The 16,737-nt window shown below is 66.5% G+C and carries 17 protein-coding genes; 11 read left to right on the top strand and 6 right to left on the bottom strand.

Annotation, left to right across the window (positions count from 1 at the left end; genetic code table 11):
• Positions 1-84 precede the first annotated feature (84 nt).
• Complete coding sequence (locus tag JOE31_RS06270) at positions 85-1,119, top strand: LacI family DNA-binding transcriptional regulator (protein ID WP_209742635.1); 1,035 nt, start codon at positions 85-87, stop codon at positions 1,117-1,119.
• A 58-nt stretch (positions 1,120-1,177) separates the two neighbouring features.
• On the opposite strand, the gene JOE31_RS06265 is transcribed toward JOE31_RS06270, so the two are convergent.
• Entirely contained in the window at positions 1,178-1,708 is a 531-nt protein-coding gene (locus JOE31_RS06265; RefSeq protein WP_209742634.1) for a flavodoxin domain-containing protein, read from the bottom strand.
• Positions 1,709-1,926: 218 nt separating this feature from the next.
• Here JOE31_RS06265 and JOE31_RS06260 point away from each other — a divergent pair, with 218 nt between their 5' ends.
• The 4 genes from JOE31_RS06260 to JOE31_RS06245 all read left to right on the top strand — a co-directional run bounded on the left by JOE31_RS06260 (position 1,927) and on the right by JOE31_RS06245 (position 5,646).
• Positions 1,927-2,442, top strand: a complete 516-nt coding sequence (locus JOE31_RS06260; protein ID WP_209742633.1) for a hotdog fold thioesterase — start codon at positions 1,927-1,929, stop codon at positions 2,440-2,442.
• Positions 2,443-2,458: 16 nt separating this feature from the next.
• Positions 2,459-3,793 (top strand): phenylacetate--CoA ligase PaaK, encoded by a 1,335-nt coding sequence (paaK, locus tag JOE31_RS06255; protein WP_209742632.1) that lies wholly within the window; start codon positions 2,459-2,461, stop codon positions 3,791-3,793.
• A 305-nt stretch (positions 3,794-4,098) separates the two neighbouring features.
• The gene (locus tag JOE31_RS06250) at positions 4,099-4,704 is read left to right on the top strand and encodes a TetR/AcrR family transcriptional regulator (RefSeq protein ID WP_209742631.1); all 606 of its coding nucleotides are present in this window, start codon (positions 4,099-4,101) and stop codon (positions 4,702-4,704) included.
• A 90-nt stretch (positions 4,705-4,794) separates the two neighbouring features.
• Complete coding sequence (locus tag JOE31_RS06245; RefSeq protein WP_209742630.1) at positions 4,795-5,646, top strand: DUF427 domain-containing protein; 852 nt, start codon at positions 4,795-4,797, stop codon at positions 5,644-5,646.
• Here the strand turns inward: JOE31_RS06245 and JOE31_RS06240 are convergent.
• Entirely contained in the window at positions 5,638-6,009 is a 372-nt protein-coding gene (locus tag JOE31_RS06240) for a hypothetical protein (protein ID WP_209742629.1), read from the bottom strand. The two genes, JOE31_RS06245 and JOE31_RS06240, sit on opposite strands and share 9 nt — an antisense overlap.
• A 115-nt stretch (positions 6,010-6,124) precedes the next feature.
• Entirely contained in the window at positions 6,125-6,532 is a 408-nt protein-coding gene (locus tag JOE31_RS06235; protein WP_209742628.1) for a VOC family protein, read from the bottom strand.
• 258 nt (positions 6,533-6,790) lie between these two features.
• Here JOE31_RS06235 and JOE31_RS06230 point away from each other — a divergent pair, with 258 nt between their 5' ends.
• Complete coding sequence (locus JOE31_RS06230; RefSeq protein ID WP_209742627.1) at positions 6,791-7,921, top strand: GTP-binding protein; 1,131 nt, start codon at positions 6,791-6,793, stop codon at positions 7,919-7,921.
• Positions 7,918-8,040, top strand: coding sequence for a type B 50S ribosomal protein L36 (ykgO, locus tag JOE31_RS06225; RefSeq protein WP_011693081.1), 123 nt, complete (start codon positions 7,918-7,920; stop codon positions 8,038-8,040). The genes JOE31_RS06230 and ykgO overlap by 4 nt, the downstream gene beginning before the upstream one ends.
• A gap of 189 nt (positions 8,041-8,229) precedes the next feature.
• Here ykgO and paaZ read toward each other — a convergent pair whose 3' ends face one another.
• Positions 8,230-10,341, bottom strand: a complete 2,112-nt coding sequence (gene paaZ / locus JOE31_RS06220) for a phenylacetic acid degradation bifunctional protein PaaZ (RefSeq protein ID WP_209742626.1) — start codon at positions 10,339-10,341, stop codon at positions 8,230-8,232.
• 184 nt (positions 10,342-10,525) lie between these two features.
• Between paaZ and JOE31_RS06215 the strand changes: the two genes are divergently transcribed.
• Together JOE31_RS06215 and JOE31_RS06210 are read left to right on the top strand one after the other, a co-directional pair.
• A complete protein-coding gene (locus JOE31_RS06215; RefSeq protein ID WP_043430976.1) occupies positions 10,526-10,942 on the top strand; it encodes a PaaI family thioesterase in 417 nt (138 codons plus the stop codon).
• A 107-nt stretch (positions 10,943-11,049) separates the two neighbouring features.
• Positions 11,050-11,757 carry a DUF4397 domain-containing protein gene (locus JOE31_RS06210; protein WP_209742625.1) on the top strand — a complete coding sequence of 236 codons (708 nt, stop codon included), beginning with the start codon at positions 11,050-11,052 and terminating at the stop codon, positions 11,755-11,757.
• A gap of 149 nt (positions 11,758-11,906) precedes the next feature.
• Here the strand turns inward: JOE31_RS06210 and JOE31_RS06205 are convergent, their stop codons facing one another.
• Positions 11,907-12,497, bottom strand: a complete 591-nt coding sequence (locus JOE31_RS06205; RefSeq protein WP_209742624.1) for a ferritin — start codon at positions 12,495-12,497, stop codon at positions 11,907-11,909.
• 198 nt (positions 12,498-12,695) lie between these two features.
• On the opposite strand from JOE31_RS06205, the gene JOE31_RS06200 reads away from it, so the two are divergent.
• Together JOE31_RS06200 and JOE31_RS06195 are read left to right on the top strand one after the other, a co-directional pair.
• Positions 12,696-13,271: an RNA polymerase sigma factor gene (locus JOE31_RS06200; RefSeq protein ID WP_209742623.1), complete on the top strand. Its 576-nt coding sequence runs from the start codon at positions 12,696-12,698 to the stop codon at positions 13,269-13,271.
• Complete coding sequence (locus JOE31_RS06195) at positions 13,258-14,076, top strand: anti-sigma factor (RefSeq protein WP_209742622.1); 819 nt, start codon at positions 13,258-13,260, stop codon at positions 14,074-14,076. The genes JOE31_RS06200 and JOE31_RS06195 overlap by 14 nt, the downstream gene beginning before the upstream one ends.
• A 166-nt stretch (positions 14,077-14,242) precedes the next feature.
• On the opposite strand, the gene JOE31_RS06190 is transcribed toward JOE31_RS06195, so the two are convergent.
• Complete coding sequence (locus JOE31_RS06190; RefSeq protein WP_209742621.1) at positions 14,243-16,723, bottom strand: LPXTG cell wall anchor domain-containing protein; 2,481 nt, start codon at positions 16,721-16,723, stop codon at positions 14,243-14,245.
• Between the last annotated feature and the right edge of the window lie 14 nt (positions 16,724-16,737).

Raw genomic sequence — 16,737 nt, 5'->3', positions numbered from 1 at the left:
TGTGCCAGCTCACTGTCAAGGGCCCATTGTGAACGGGGAGGAAATAGAGTGTCTTCTAACAGCATCTTGAACAGGAGAACGCGCATGGAACCGGCCAGCCCAGGCACTACCGTCACGCTGAGGGACGTTGCCGCGGCCAGCGGAGTCAGCGTGTCCACAGCCAGCCGCGCCTTGGACGAGCGGGGAGCCTCCAAATCAGCCGCAGCAGCGCACGTCCGAAAGATCGCTGAAGAGCTGGGATACCGGAGGAACTCCTTCGCCTCCAGCCTGCGCCGGGGCGAAACGCGGACCCTGGGCGTTCTGGTGCCGCGCCTCAGCGACACCGTGATGGCGCTCATGTTCGAGGAACTTGAAAGAGCTGCGGCCGGCCGCGGCTACTTCGCCATGGTCGCCACCAGCGGCGACGACCCCGAGGACGAACGCCGGGCCGCGGAAACCCTTCTCGACCGCAACGTTGACGGCCTAATCCTCGCAACGGCCCGTCTCGACGACGAACTTCCGCGCCTCCTCCGCCAACGCGGTGTAGCCCACGCCCTTGTCCTGCGCACGGACGGGGAAAGCCCTTCCGCAATCGGCGACGACGAGGTCGGTGGATATTTGGCCGTCCGCCACCTCATAGATCTGGGCCACAGGGATATCGCCGTCGTCACCGGCCCGTCCTTCACCTCCAGCGCCGTCGCCCGCCTTGCCGGCGCTCGCAGGGCGCTGGAGGAGGCCGGCATCCAAACACCGGAGGAATGGCTGATTGCCGCAGGCTACGGCATCGAGAATGGATACTCAGCAGGAGAATCCCTCCTCGGAGTCAACCGGGTCAGGCGCCCCACCGCCATCTTCGCCGCAAACGACAACATAGCCATGGGCATCATGGCGGCAGCACACCGCGTCCATGTCACCGTCGGGGAGGACCTTGCCCTCGTTGGCTACAACGACACACCGCTCGCCGCAAGGCTGCCCACTCCACTGTCATCCGTGCGTGTGCCTCTGGATCAAATCGCCACCACTGCCATCGACCTCATCGTCAATCCAGGCAAAGAACCCCGGATCCGCAAATCGATGCCGGCGCTTATCCCCCGCGCATCAAGCGGGCCGCCAAAGCACTCCCCGGCCATCCCGTCCTAGCCAGGATTTGAGGGCCGCCCTCAGGACTTGAGTGCCGCCTCAGGACTTGAGGGCCGCCTCAGGACTTGAGGGCCGCCGCGATCTCAGCTGCCCAGGCGTCTACCGCGTCCCAGTCACGGAAATCCCCGGCGGGCAACGCATCTTTGGCGGCCGGCACGAGCTTCATCAGCTTCTCAGCCACCCCGACGGGCGGCGCCTCCGGATCCAGGGCACCGAAAAACACCTGCTCCCCGCGGGCGTGCACAAGCCCGGACAGCTTCTCAAACTCCTTGGGCCTGGTGGACTCAAGGACATCGCGGCCCTCAGCGTCAACGCGGTCAGTGCCCAGCGGTCCGCTGCTGAACAGCCAGACCGGCCGTTCCGACAAGAGGACCTCATGGGTCTTGATGAAGGCAGTGACATCCTTCATGACATGGGCCATGTACGTTGCCCCGCCGATCACGAAGGCGTCGTACGGGGCGGCGTCGAAGTACTGGCTCACCGAGCGGGCCTCGGCGTCCAGTCCGGCAGCCCCCAGGCCGGCAGCAATCCGCTCGGCTATCCCGGCAGTTGCGCCGTGCCGGCTCGCGTACCCCACAAGCACTTTCATCGGAGTTCCCCTCTCAGCGTCCACGCAGCAGCGTCGAAGCAGCAACCGGTGTCGTTTCATGATCGCCGGTGGCGGCGGCAGGCAGATAGGGGCTTCCGGCCCCAACCCGGCACCCAGCCCCGGGAACAGCACCGAAATCGTTGCCGGCTCTTGACAGCATGCCCCAAAATGGGATTACCTAATGAACATTCGGTAAATAAAGCTGGAGGCAATGACGCATGGCTGAAGCAACACTCTCCGGGGCTACCCACCCCATCCTCGAAAACGACTATGCCTCCGAATGGATGGGCATCGAAGTCCTGAAAGTGGACGACGGTCACGCCACCATCCGCATGACGCTCCGGCAGGAAATGCTCAACGGCTTCGGCATGGCCCACGGCGGAATGATCTTCGCCTTCGGCGATACCGCATTCGCCCTGGCCTGCAACCCGGCAGACCCGCAATCCGGCACTGACACGATCACCGTAGCCTCCGGCGTCGACATCAATTTCCTTAAGCCGGCTTTCACCGGCCAGGTGATCACCGCCGTCGCAAACCGCCGCGCCCATGCCGGCCGCAGCGGTCTTTACGACGTCCAGATCTTCGCCGCAGATCCCCACCCCGCCGCAGGCGACTACACAGGCGGCGACACCGGCTCACCCGCGGGACCATCCGCCGGTGCCGCCCCAGATGAAACCCCGGGCGAGCTCATCGCCGAGTTCCGCGGCCGCTGCCGCACCATCTCCAAGAAATAGAAACAGGGACCCCCAGATGACCCTCCACGCCACTGAACCAGCAGCCGCCACCGACGCCGTGCTGGACCGCGAAGAAACCATATCCCGCGACGAGCTGGAGGCACTGCAACTGAGCCGCCTCCAGCACACGGTCGCCTACGCCTACGACCGCGTTCCGCTGTACAAGCGCAAGTTCGACGAGGCCGGCGTCCACCCCACAGACCTCCGCGAGCTCTCCGACCTGGACAAGTTCCCCTTCACCACCAAGGAGGACCTGCGCCTGGAGTACCCCTTCGGCATGTTCGCCGTGCCGCAGCACGAGGTGGCCCGCATCCACGCGAGCTCCGGCACCACCGGCCGCGCCACCGTCGTGGGCTACACCAAAAAAGACCTCGCCGACTGGGCCAAGCTGGTGGCCCGCTCGCTGCGCGCCTCCGGCGTCCGCCCCGGCATGAAGGTCCACAACGCCTACGGCTACGGCCTGTTCACCGGCGGCATGGGCGCCCACGCCGGCGCCGAGGCACTCGGCTGCACGGTCATCCCGATCTCGGGCGGCCAAACCGAACGCCAGATCACACTGATCCAGGACTTCAAGCCCGACGCTATCCTGGCCACCCCCACCTACCTGCTGACCATCGCCGACGCCATGATGAAGCAGGGCATCGACCCGGCTTCCACCTCGCTCAAGTACGCCGTGCTGGGTGCCGAGCCGTGGACCGAGGAGATGCGCCACGAGCTCGAAGTGACCATGAACATCAAGGCCTGTGACATCTACGGGCTCTCCGAGGTCATGGGCCCCGGCGTGGCCGGCGAAGCCGTGGAAACCCAGGACGGCAGCCACATCTGGGAGGACCACTTCCGCCCCGAGATCATTGACGCGTTCGACCCCACGAAGGTGCTGGGCGACGGCGAACACGGCGAACTGGTGTTCACCTCGCTCACCAAGGAAGCGCTGCCCATCATCCGGTACCGCACCAAGGACCTCACCCGCCTGCTGCCCGGCACCGCCCGCCCCGCGCACCGCCGCATGGGCCGCATCACCGGTCGCAGCGACGACATGATCATCCTGCGCGGCGTGAACCTGTTCCCGTCGCAGATCGAGGAAATCGCGCTCCGCATCCCCGAGCTGAGTCCGCACTTCCAGCTGGAGCTCACCCGCCCCGAAGGCCAGCGCATGGACCAGCTCACGGTGAAGATCGAACGCCGGGAATCCGTGACAGTTGAGAATGTCGCCTCGGCCGCCAAGGTCCTGCAGCAGCAGATCAAGATCCACGTCGGGTCCTCCTGCACCGTCAGCGTCGTGGAACCCGGCTCCCTGGAGCGCTCAAACGGCAAGCTCCGCCGGATCTACGATCTGCGCCCGAAGGCGTAGCTTCCAACGTGGGAATGGTCCCCGGCTGCTGCAGCCGGGGACCATCCTTTTACGGGAGGCATTCAGTGCACTGCTGCCAATGCGCGACAGCGCTGTGACGTGCCGATGGCTAACCGCCAGCCGGGCAGCCCGATGTGCCTGATCCCGTCCCGGTCTATGAAGCTTTTTGAGGGTGCGCACCGGTCCCCGCGCCGATGGTTACTCCTACAAGTTTTCTAGCACCCGGGCCCCGGGCAGGCAAGGGATTTCGGATACATGACACCGGATACGCCTATTGACCGAACGTTCATGAGAAAATAGCCGGTATGTCTCCAACTGATGCACCCACTAAGCGCGGCCGCCCGGGATACGACCAGCAGTCGGTGCTGCAGATCGCCGTCGAGGTCTTCAACCGGCACGGCTACGACGCCACATCCATGGGCATCCTCGCCGAAAACCTGGGAATTTCCAAGTCCGCCATCTACCACCACGTACCGTCCAAGGGCGATCTCCTCAAGCTCGCCCTGGAAGAGGCGCTGGGCGGTCTCGAGGCCATCCTGGAGCAGCCGCAGGCCCAGTCCGGGAGTGCCGAGGCGCGGCTGGAGTTCGTGCTCCGCCAGACGATCTCCGTGCTGGTGGAACGGCTTCCGTTCGTCACCCTGCTGCTGCGCCTGCGCGGCAACACGGACATTGAGCGCGACGCCATGGAACGCCGACGCACCTTCGACCACAAGGTGGCTGCCCTCATCTCCGCCGCCCGCGACGAAGGCTCCCTGCGCAAGGACATCGATCCCCGCACGGTCACCCGGCTCCTCTTCGGCACCATCAACTCGATCGTCGAATGGTACAAGCCGGGCGGATCACTGTCCCCCGAAAAGCTGGCCGACGACGTCATCACAATGGCATTCAACGGGCTTCACGCGTCACGCTGACCCCGTTCCTCCCCACACCTTCCCCGCCGCCACCGGACAGCTGCCGGGGTGGTCATTGACGGCGCGATAAGTGGCGCTCACCCTGTACTCATGGCCACGAAGTTATCAGACGTCATCTTCGGCACTTTCCCCGATTTGCGCTACCAGCCCACCCCGAAAAGGGTCCGTGCCATGGCGGGCGGGAACGCCGTCGTCGACACGAACTACGCACTCCTGGTGTGGGAGCCCAAACGCATCACCCCCGTCTTCGCCGTCCCCGAAGTGGACCTCCGGGCCGACCTGGCGCCGCCCGGAGAGGAGACCGGCGACGTCCCCGAATACGGGGTAAAAATCATGCTGGACGCCCCGCCGTCGCTGGATCCGCGCACCGGTTTCGGGCGCCACACAGCGGCAGGCGAGGAGTTCGACGTCGTGACCTCCGACGCGAGGCTGCCCCGCGCGGCCTTCCGGCCGGCTGATCCGGACCTCGCCGGACACGTGGTGCTGGATTTCAACGCCTTCGACTGGCTCGAGGACGACGAGGAGATCATCGGCCATCCCCGCGATCCGTTCCACCGCGTGGACGTCCGGGCGTCGTCACTCACCGTTGAGGTAAGGCTCGACGACGTCACGCTGGCCGCCACGAACGGTGCGCAGCTGCTGTACGAAACCATGCTGCCGGTGCGCTACTACATCCCGCCGGCGGACGTCCGGCTGGACCTCATGGAGGCCGGCGACAAGCAGACGGTGTGCCCCTACAAGGGCACTGCAAGCTATTTGAGCTACCCGCCTGCCGAGAACGGCCGGAATGTCGCGTGGATGTACGACCAGCGCTTCCGCGACGCCGCGCAGATCCACGGACTGGTGTGCTTCTTCAACGAACGCGTGGACATCACCGTGGACGGCGTCCGGCAGGAGCGGCCGGTCACGCCGTGGTCCACGCCGCCGGCCGGCTCACCCTGACGAGTGCACGGCGGTGTACCAGCCCGCGTAGGCCAACACCGCGGAGAGCAGGACGACGGCCAGGCCGAGCAGGATCGCATGGTCCTTCTTGAAGAGCAGCGCCAACAGGTTGACCACCAGAACGCCCGCCACCACCAGGACCTGGAAGAGGCTATTCGCGGCAATCACCCGGGGCGACTCGAACATGCCGCCCGCACCAACCAGAAACGAGATGAGAAACCAGGACGGCAAGACCCAGGCCGGGAAAGCCAGCACGACCAGGTCCAGGATCCCCGCCACCTTGCCGATCCTGGTCCGAGGCAGCCACACGAGCCTGCGGCGGGTCGGGACCGGGGTCGGTTGCCCTGGCTGCGGGTCAGTCATGGTGCGGCACCTCGCGTCGGCTGAAAAGGGGCGGCTGAAAAGGGAGCGTTAACGAAGAACAGCGCCCCGACGGACCGGGGCGCTGTTCCTCAGGCAGGGTGCCAGGAGCTGCGGGTCAAAGCTGGTAATCCGCTACTGCGCCGATGTTCTCGTGCACGCAGAGGATGTTGTGCTCGGAGTCCATGAACCATGCGCACTTCTCGGAGTCAGTTGTACAAATGTGGTTCTCGGTCTTGAGATCCGGGAGATCGTAGTCCTGGAATGCGACGCCCTTGGCTTCCATTTCCCTGACTGTGCGTTCGATCTCGCTGACTTCGAAACTCAGAGTGGTGTGCTCTGAATGCTTACCATCCTTGACTGGCATCAGCTGCAGCATCGGGCCGCCCTCCGAGCCAAACAATTCGCTTCCGTCATCTGCCACGCCCCGGTGCGGGAGCCCCAAAGTGTCCGCATAAAAATGTCGGGCACGCTCTACATCATCGACTGGCAGGACTGTTGTGGCTTTGTTGAGTACTAGGGACATTTCGCCACCTCCTACGCTGAAAATCTTACGCCGGGACGGACCAGAAAGATCTTACGAAACCCTCTCTCACTTCTGCCCCCAAAACGGCCGACGCTCTCTCACTTCTGCCCCCAAAACGGCCGACGCTCTCTCACTCCTGCCCCCCAAAACGGCCGACCCTCTCTCACTTCTGCCCCCCATGCGCTGAACGCAATCGCGGACGCCGGGGTTTTTCGCGTTGCTTTGCAAATGAGAATGATTCTCATATACCCTCGAATCATGAATGTGACAGTTGTAAGTTCCCTGGATGGCTTCTGCCGGCAACAAGCCTGCGCCGCTCTGGCCGCGAATTCGCCCGGCGCCCTGGTTGTTTTCCACGACCTGCTCGAAGACGGGTTGGTCATCCGCCGGATCTTCAGGGATGGCACACGGATTGACCGTGACGAATCGCTACTGGAGCACGGCTGCCTCAGCTGCACCGTGCGCCTGCATGTGGTGCCCACCGTGGGCGGACTGTTGGAGCAGGGTTCCCACATCATTCTGGGCCTGCCGCCTGCCGTGGCGTCAGCGATGGCCGTGGACGCACTATTGAAAGGCCTCGGGGCATCAGTCACAGTCGATTCGGCAGTGCTTGCCTGCACTCCCGATGCGGTGGAAGACCAGATCTGGGACCACCACACCTTGTTCGAGTCCGGTTTCACTCCGGTTGCGAGCGATGACCGGACGCCGGGGGAATTCCTGATCGGGGAACTCGCGTTCAGCGACACGGTCCTGCTGGCCGATCCCGCCCTGGTGCCGGTTAATCCTGATGCCCGGGAACGTGGCATGCAGCTCATCCGGGAACTGGCCCCCCACGCGAGGGTGACCACTGGCGACGGCGGCATCCGGCCGGGACGGCATGACCCGTCGGAGGCAACGGCCAGGACCAGGCCCGGCTCGGTGCGGGTACCTGCGCGGTCTTGCTCACCGTTCAGCACTGTGGTGCAGCGGATTGAGCGGCCCCTTCATCCTGAGCGCTTCCGGCACGCCTTGGCGGCGCTTGCGGAGGGATGCTGCTGGCTCCGCGGGCGTCTCTGGATGGCATCAGCTCCCGAATGCCGGATCGCCATCGAGGGCATCGGCCCGCGCGTGTGGCTTGAAAACACCGGAGCCTGGCAGGCAGACCGGACATCGCGCCCGTCCATGCCCCCGGAGACCGGCCCCGACTCCGCACTCGACTGGCACCCGGAGTTCGGCGACCGCGGGACCGTCCTGGCCGTCACGGGCGACGAGGCCGACACCGCAGAGGTCGCCGCGTTGCTTATGGCGTGCGAGCTGTCAGAGGCGGAGATGCTCTCGGGCACAGCCCCATTCCCTGATCCATTCGGCCTTAACCACCCAACCGAAACATCACAAAGGAGCACATCATGAAAGTTCGGAACTCGCTGCGGGCACTGAAGAAAATACCGGGAGCCCAGATCGTCCGCCGTCGCGGCCGCACCTTCGTTATCAATAAGAAGAACCCACGAATGAAGGCCCGCCAAGGCTAACCGGCGCCACGGACCGGCATTGCCGGCGTCGTATTTCGAACCCCCTCCCACATCCTGCCCCAATGCACCAACGCTCTCTCACCACACAAGTGAGAGAGCGTTGGGGAAAATCCGGCAGGAGGTGAGAGAGCGTTGGGGAAAAGCCCGCCACAAGTGAGAGAGCGTCCCAGGGGTTGTTTTGTCTCCGGGTTATTTTTCGACGAGGGTGAGGACGTCGTAGGTGGCTACGATTTCGTCCTTCTGGTTGGTGAGGACCGCGTCCCAGGCCACTTCGCCGTACTCGTCCGTCTCGCGCGGGGTGATCTTCTTGGCGGTCAGGGTGACACGGATCGAATCGCCCGCAGCCACCGGGGTGATGAAGCGCAGGCTCTCCAGGCCGTAATTGGCCAGCACGGGGCCCGGGGCAGGCTCCACGAACAGCCCGGCACCCCACGCCAGCAGCAGGTAGCCGTGCGCCACGATGCCCGGGAAGAACGGATTGGCCTCCGCAGCCTCCTGGTTGGTGTGGGCGTAGAACGTATCGCCCGTCGAGTTGGCGAACTTGGTGATCTCCTCCAGGCTCACTTCGCGCAGCTCGGAGCGGATCGCGTCGCCGATGTGCAGCGTGCTCAGGTGCTTGCGGAACGGGTGCTGGCCTTCGGTCTCGAGCGTGAAGTTACGGTCGGCGCCGGTGTGCCAGATGCCCGTGACGGCGGTGAGCATGTTGGGTGAACCCTGGATGGCGGTGCGCTGCATGTGGTGCATCACCGAACGGATGCCGCCCAGTTCTTCACCGCCGCCGGCACGTCCGGGACCGCCGTGGACCAGGTGCGGGACCGGCGAACCGTGCCCGGTGGAGCTGCGGGCGTCCTCGCGGTTGAGCATCAGGACGCGGCCGTGGTGCGCGGCAATCCCGGTGACCAGTTCGCGGGCAACCTCGGGATCGTTGGTGCACACCGAAGCCACCAGCGAGCCGCCGCCACGGGCGGCGAGGCGCACGGCGTCGGCCAGGTCGGTGTAGCCAATCACCGAAGACACCGGACCGAAGGCTTCCAGCGAGTGGACTTCCTCGGCTTCGGCGTCCGCCCAGCTGAGCAGCACCGGGGACATGAAAGCACCGTCTTCGACGACGCCTTTGGCGCCGTCGGCGCGGGTGACCGACGGCGAATCCAGGGTGCCGTACGCAAGCTCGCCGCCGGCGTCGAGCATGGACTGAACAGCGGCGCGGACATCGGCCAGCTGCTCAAGGGAAGCGAGCGCACCCATGGTGACGCCCTCGGCACGGGGATCACCCAGCACCACGCGTTCCTCGATCCGGGCACCCACGGCGGCAACGACGTCGGACACCATGCCCTGCGGCACAATGGTGCGCCGGATGGAGGTGCACTTCTGGCCGGCCTTGACGGTCATTTCGGTCACCACGGACTTGATGAAGGCGTCGAACTCCGGGGTGCCCTTGACGGCGTCCGGGCCCAGGATGGCGGCGTTGAGCGAATCGGTCTCCGACGTGAACCGGACGCCGCCGTTCACCACGTTCGGGTGCGACTTCAGGGAATTGGCCGTGGAGGCGGAGCCGGTGAAGGACACCAGGTCGCGGTAGTCGAGGTTGTCCAGGATGGTGCGGGCCGAGCCGGAGATGAGCTGCAGCGAGCCCTTGGGCAGGATGTTGGACTCGATCATGGCCTTGACCACGGCCGCGGCCACGTAGCCCGTGGGAGTTGCGGGCTTGACGATGGTGGGAACACCGGCGATGAAGGCGGGCGCGAATTTCTCCAGCATGCCCCACACCGGGAAGTTGAAGGCGTTGATCTGCACGGCGACGCCCGGGATGCGGGTGTAGATGTGCTCGCCGGCGAAGGAACCGTCGCGGGACAGCACCTCCATGGGGCCGTCCACCACCACTTGGGAGTTGGGCAGCTCGCGGCGGCCCTTGGAGCCGAAGGTGAAGAGCACGCCGATTCCGCCGTCGATGTCCACCATGGAATCGATCTTGGTGGCGCCGGTCTGGGCGGACAGCTCATAGAAGTGCTCGCGGCGGGCATTGAGGTACTGTGCCAGTTCCTTGAGCTTGAGGGCGCGCTGGTGGAAGGTCAGCGTGCCGAGTTCCTTCTGGCCGGTGGTGCGTCCGTAATCCACGACGTCGGCAAGGTCCAGTCCCTCGGTGCTCACCTTGGCGAGGAGCTCGCCGGTGCTGGCATCCAGGACGGGGACGGCGGAAGCCGCCGCTTCGGCGTCGGGGGTCCACCAGGCGTCCCGGACAAAACTGGGAACAGTCTCCACAGTGTCCAGCGAGGATTTCGGAGCAGTTGCAGTGGTGGTCATCGTTGACGGGTCCTTCCAGCGCGGGGCAAGATCATCACGGCCAGTGCATTACTGACCGTCCGTTCGGTAATATGTCTACAGTACATGAATGTGCCTTGCTGCACACTAGAGAAGCCGGACTGGTTCCAATGCCGGTCCCGTCCAAGCAAGCCGTCCGCGGCACCCTAAGGAAAGAGAAGTGGCCATGCAGCCCGAAACCGGCAGTGCCGAACTGTGGAAGATCACGCTGGGGGAACTCGACGAGAAGATGGGCGTGAAGATCGTCGAGGAATCCGTGGAACGCGTTGTCGCCACGATGCCGGTGGAGGGCAACCGGCAGTCGTTCGGGCTGCTGCACGGCGGTGCTTCACTGGCCGTGGGCGAGGCCGTGGGCTCCTGGGCCGCGGTGATCCACGCCAGCACCATGGGCAAGACCGCCGTGGGCGTGGACGTCTCCGCCACCCACCACAAGTCGGCGCGCGAGGGCCAGATCACCATCACCGCCACACCCATCCACCTGGGCGGAACGCTGACCACGCACGAGGTCCTGCTCACCAACGAGGCCGGGCAGCGCCTGTGCACCCTTAGGATCACCAACCTCCTGATGGACCGGAAAAACTGACGCCAAAAAAGATCCATGGGTTTGCATCCACAGAGGACGTCCCGCAGGTAGTAAGGGCGTAAGCACAAACACAGCCCGTCACCGGGCATCCCTCTGAGGAGTTTGAAATGCGCAAAACAACGTATGCCGCCGGAGCACTGTCGCTCGCGGCCGCACTGGCCTTCGCGACCCCGGCACAGGCCGGCGGCTGGCACCACGACGATGACCCCGCCAAGCTCTCGGTCCTGCACGGCGTGCCCGGCCTGACCGTGGACGTATGGGTGGACGGCAAACTCACCCTGGATGACTTCACTCCCGGAACCCTGGCCGGCCCGCTGGAGCTGGATGCCGGCGACTACGAGATCGCCATCACCGCCGCGGACGCCACCAGTGCCGACAACCCGGTGATCGGGCCGGTGAACGTTGAACTCGACGAGGGCGGCAACTACACCGCGGTGGCCCACCTCGACGCCGACGGTGCCCCCACGGCCACGCTCTTCACCAACGACACCAAGGCTCCCCGCAACGACAAGAAGGGCAAGCTGACTGTCAGGCACGTAGCCGCAGCTCCCGCCGTCGACGTCCTGGCCGGCGGATCGGCAGTAATCGAGGGACTCAGCAATCCGGACGAGGCCACCCTGAAGCTCAAGGCCGGAACCTTTTCAGCGTCCGTGGCCGCGGCCGGGACCACCGATCCCGTGATCGGGCCGGCTGACATCACGGTCGAGGGCGGCAAGAACACGATCGTCTACGCCTGGGGAAGCCTGGCCGACGGCACCCTGGCCGTGGCCGTCCAGGTTGTTGATTCCGAGGACCGGTGGCACGGCCGTCACTGAGGCGGCCCGCAGGAACGACGTGCGCCATCACTGATCGCCATTACCGGCGGGGCCGCCTGACGGGCGGCCCCGCCGTCGTTTCCGCGCCGCGCAGGCGAGCGAACGCGACATCCCGCAGGCGGGCGAACGCAACGTCCCGCCGTCGTGCTTCAGAGCGCCCCGCCCGCCGCTTCCGGCGTGCCGGACTCCTGCCCTCCGCCGCCGTGACCCCCATGCCCGCCGCCATGGTGGCCGCCGTGACCGGCGCCGCCCTCGGCGTCACCCACCCGCTCGCGGGCCAGGAACATCTCGACGTCGAAGAGGTTGTCCGCCCGGCGCGCGACGTTGAGGAGCGTGGACATGGACGCGACCTCTTCCACCTGCTCCTTGAGGAACCAGAGCATGAACTGTTCGCCCAGGGGGTCGTTTTCGGCCCTCGCTGCGGCGAAGAGTTCCTTGATGCGGTCCGTGACCCCAATTTCCTGCGCCAGGGCCAGGACCAGCGGCTCCTCCGCCGAAGTGAAGTCGTTCCGGACCGCGTCGATGCCGGGAATCGAAATCCTGATGCCGCGGTCCAGGATGTACCGGACCATCATCATCGCGTGGTTCCGCTCCTCCAGCGACTGCCGATAGAAATGCTTGGCAAGCCTGGGCAGATCCTGCCCGTCGAACCACGCCGCAATGGCGATGTACTGCTGGGACGCTGCGAACTCATTACCCACCTGTTTGGCGAGCAGGTCATTGAATGTTGCGGTGCTCATGGGGCTCTCCTCGAGTCGGGGGTCAAGGCTGAGGACCTGCGGCACGGAGGCTCTGCTGGGCCCGGGGTTGCCGGAGGGCCTTCCTCGAGCTTGCTCCGCTGCGAAGGCGGCGGTCAAGGCCCCGTACTATGGCGGAGCGCCAGCGGGCACGGCATAATGTGGTTCCACAGGTCTCACTGCCGCTCGAAGGAGCCATTGATGACGCCTCCCGGCCCGCACGATTGGGACGCCGCTCTCGATCATGCGTTCGCGGCCGGGCAGGAAGCGGCCCTCGCCGAGGCCTACCGGCGGCTGAGCCCGCTCGTGTACACCCTGGCGCTGCGGTCCCTGGGGGAACGGGCAGCGGCCGACGACGTCACCCAGGAAGTCTTCATCCGCGCCTGGAAGTCCCGCCTCAGCTACCGGCCCGAGGCCGCGCGGCTGCCTGCCTGGCTGGTGGGGATCACCCGCAATGCCATCTCCGACGCACTGTCCGCCCGGATGCGCCGGCAGGAGCTGGAACATGCTGCGGGCCAGTTCGTCGGCGATGAGCGCGGCGCCGGACCGCTGGCTGCTGACGTGGAAGCCGTGGCCGACCGCATAACCTTGGAGGAAGAGCTGGAGCGGTTGGGCGATCCACAGAAAGCGATCATGAAGCTGGCGTTCTACGAGGACCTCACGCACGATCAGATTTCGTCGCGCCTGCAGCTGCCCCTGGGAACCGTCAAGAGCCATATCCGTCGCAGCCTTTCGCGGATGCGCACCCGCCTGGAGGTGGGCCATGAAGCATCTTGACGATGAGCAGCTGAGCCTGATGGCCCTGGGTGAACCCGCCCTGACGCCGGCCGAGGCTGACCACCTGGCGTTTTGCCCTGAATGTGCAGGCACTCTGGCGGCCTTGGAACGCACCGTCCGCGCCGCCACCGTGGATCCCGCGGAAGTGGAACTGGCCACGCCCGGACCGCACAACTGGGCAGCCATCCATCAGGCATTGGGCCTCTCCCCCGAGCAGGCGCAGGACCCGTTGAGCCGGCAGGCCTCCGCGGAAGGTACGACGGCGGGCACAGGCACCGCGGCGCCGGTCACCCCTCCGACACCACTTAGGCCGCGCGCCGCATCCGCCAGGGCAGCTGCCCGGCGGTGGGTGGCCATGGCCGCGGCGGCAGGGATCGTGGTGGGCGCCGCTGCAGTGTGGGCCGGCTACAACGTCCTGGGACAAGGCCCGGAAGCAGTGCCTTCCCCCACGCCGACGGCCCCGCAGGCAGTGGTCCTTGCCCAGGCTCCGCTACAGCCCCTGAAGTCCTACACCGCCAGCGGCAAGGCCCTGGTGGAGGAGCTTCCCGACGGCACACGCCAACTGGTCGTGCAGCTCTCGGAGGGCCAAATCAGCGGTTACCGGGAGGTCTGGGTGATCTCGCCGGACCTCTCCAAGCTGGTCAGCCTTGGCGTGCTGGACGGCGAGCCCGGCGTCTTCGCCATCCCCGCTGGCCTCGACCTTGCCCAGTACCCCATCGTGGATGTGTCCAACGAGCCGTTCGACGGCAACCCTGCGCATTCGTCGGACAGCATTGCGCGGGGCGAACTGGCCGCGGAAGGCTGAGCAGCTGCACGCCGCCCGCTACACCGGTTTCCCCGTGCGAAGAAGTGCCAGTCGGCCCGGACCTTTGGCTGGCCGACTTCCAGGAGCGCCGAGTTTTTGTCCACTTATCGCGAGATATGGCCCCTTTTGGACGCGATAAGTGGACAAAAACTCGAGGGCGTCTTGCTCACCGGCGGGAGCGCCGCCTGGCAAGGACCAGGGCGACACCGCCGAGCAGCAGCACACCTGCCCCGACACCGGCCGCGGTAAGCAGGCCGTCGGCGCCGGTGGCCGGCAACTGGCCCGAGATGCCTGCCGGGGTGACGCCGGCGGGAACAACAACCGGTGCCGGGTCAACCGCGAAGGTGAGGTTCACCGGTGCGGAGGCCGCGCCGTCGACCGTTTGGCGGACCGTCACGGTGTGGGTTCCGGCCGCTAGCCCTGCCGGCAGCGGCGCGCTCCAGGCCCCGTCCGAGGCGGCCTGCACCGGTACGCCATCCACCGTGACGGTCACCGCAGCGCCCTTCACAGCTGATCCGGTGATCCGCCGGGGAACGGCGTCGTGCGCGAAACGCTGACCGTCCCGGATGTTGGCAACCGCAGGCGACGGCGGCACCACTGTGAAGCTCCGGCTTGCCGCCGGGCTTGCGACGACGCCCCGGGCGGTCTGCACCGCCTTGACGGTGAAGGATCCGTACCTCGCCTCGCCTGTCACCGGCACTGCCCATTTCCCGTCCAGCCCCACCACGGCCTGGCCGGCGGTGTCGCCGGAAAGTTCCACCGTGGCACCGGGCGTTCCGGTGCCCTCAATGCGTTCGAGGGCCGTGAGCGCGGCACCCTCGGCCGGGCCGGCAATGGCAGGTGCCGGTAGCTCCGACGGCAGCACTGTGACCTCGAAGGTGCTGGCTCCGGAGTGGCTGAAGCCGTTCACGGTTTCGGCGGTGAACCGAAGCCGGCCTGCGGGTGAGGGGGCCGTGAACTGCCATTGCCCGGCGGAGTCCACGGGCACCTCCACAGGTTCGTGCCCGGGCACGGTGATGCGGACCTTCGATCCCGCGGCGACGGCGGAGGCGGGGGCCGCCGGGACCTGCCCGGTGATGGTCTGGCCGAGTGCCACTCCGCCGCCGTCGGCCGGTTCGGTGAGCAGGGGTTTGTTGAGGAACAGCTGAAGCTGCACGCCGGGAAGCCGGGTCATGGCGTCTTCCAGCGTGGTGGCAACGGCGAAGTTGTTGATCGGCTGGCCGGGAACAACCCGGTCCCCCGCGGAGTGGGTGCCGACGGCGAAGTTGCCGCTGATCCAAGGTCCGCCGGAGTCGCCGCCGCTGGACTGGACGGAGGTGGACAGGAAGCCGCGGAAGGCCCGGAGGTCGGACGGGTCGGCGGTGAAACCGCCCACGACGTAGATGCCCACTTCGTCCACGGTGCCGCAGGACCAGCGGGCAGTCCGGCCGGACCGGCAGACGGCCTGTCCGGGCGACGGCGACGCGGTTCCGATGATCTTCACGGCCGTGGATCCGGGGTCCGCGGGCGCATCCCAGCGGGAGGTTGCGGGTTGAACGTCAAGGCCCGGCCGGATGTCCCCGATCTCCGCGATGTCCGTGCCCACGTTTCCGGGGTTGGCCTCGTCGCCCGTGATCCAGGAGTTGCCCGGGCCGCCGAACTGGCTGAAGCCCAGGGTGCCGAGAAGTTTGTTCGCGGGCGATTCCGGGCTCTCCACGTTGGCCGTGGTGAGGGTGCCGTCTTCGGTGCAGTGGCCGGCAGTGAGGACCAGCGGTTTCCCGTCCGGGCTGTACGCACCGTAACCGGCGGAGCAGATGACGCCGTTGTTGAGGACGTAGCCTTGCCCGCCGAAGAAGTCCTCCTCCGGGGCAAGCGGTGCGCCCTCTTCCAGGCGGACGTTTGAATAGCGCGCCACGAATTCGGACGGCGAGGGCGACGCCGCCAAGCGCCCGGGGGTTGCCGGGTTGGCCGGGGCGCCTTCGGCCTCCGGCTGGTTGGTGCCGCCGGTGCGGATCACAAAGCTGCCGTTGGCATACGCCACAGCCTGGAGGCCTTCGGCGCCGACCTCGCGGACGTAGTCCTTGAACAGCTGGTCCGTGCTGGCCGCGACGCGTTCCGGCGCAGGCTGGGCTGCCCCTGAGGGGGCGGACGCTGAAGGTGCCGGTGATGCGGCCGGCGCCGCCGGCACCGCACTGGACGCCACAAGCACAAAATCTCCGGTTCCCGCGGCATTGAGTTCCGCCACCCGGGCGTCGAGCTCCGGGCCGCTGCCCTCGACCACAATCCGGCCGTCTTTCAAGCTGATTCCCACGTAGCCGGGCAATCCGCGCAAGGAGGCAACGGCGTCGGCCGCGCGTTTGCCCTGGTCACCGGCCGCGTTGAACTGCTCCAGTGTCATGCCCAGGTCGCGGAGGATGGCCTCCGTCAGGCCGGCGTCGCTGATGGCGGGTGCGGAACCGCCCGCAGGGGGCGATGCCGTCGCCGGGGGCGCAGTCGCGGCGGGTGCAGGCGTGGATACGGCCGGCGCCGATACGGAGGGGTCGGGAACCGGCGAACCGGACTCTGCGACGGCGGGGACAGCCAGGAACGTACCGCCGAACGCCAGGGCGGCACAAGCGGCCAGCCCCAGGGCGCGGTTGAACTGGTTCCGGCCGGAATGATGCGTCAAGGTGTCCCCCATAG

This window comes from Arthrobacter sp. PvP023, assembly GCF_017832975.1.
In the GTDB taxonomy this organism is placed as follows: domain Bacteria; phylum Actinomycetota; class Actinomycetes; order Actinomycetales; family Micrococcaceae; genus Arthrobacter.
This window is presented reverse-complemented; position numbering and strand designations above follow the sequence as displayed.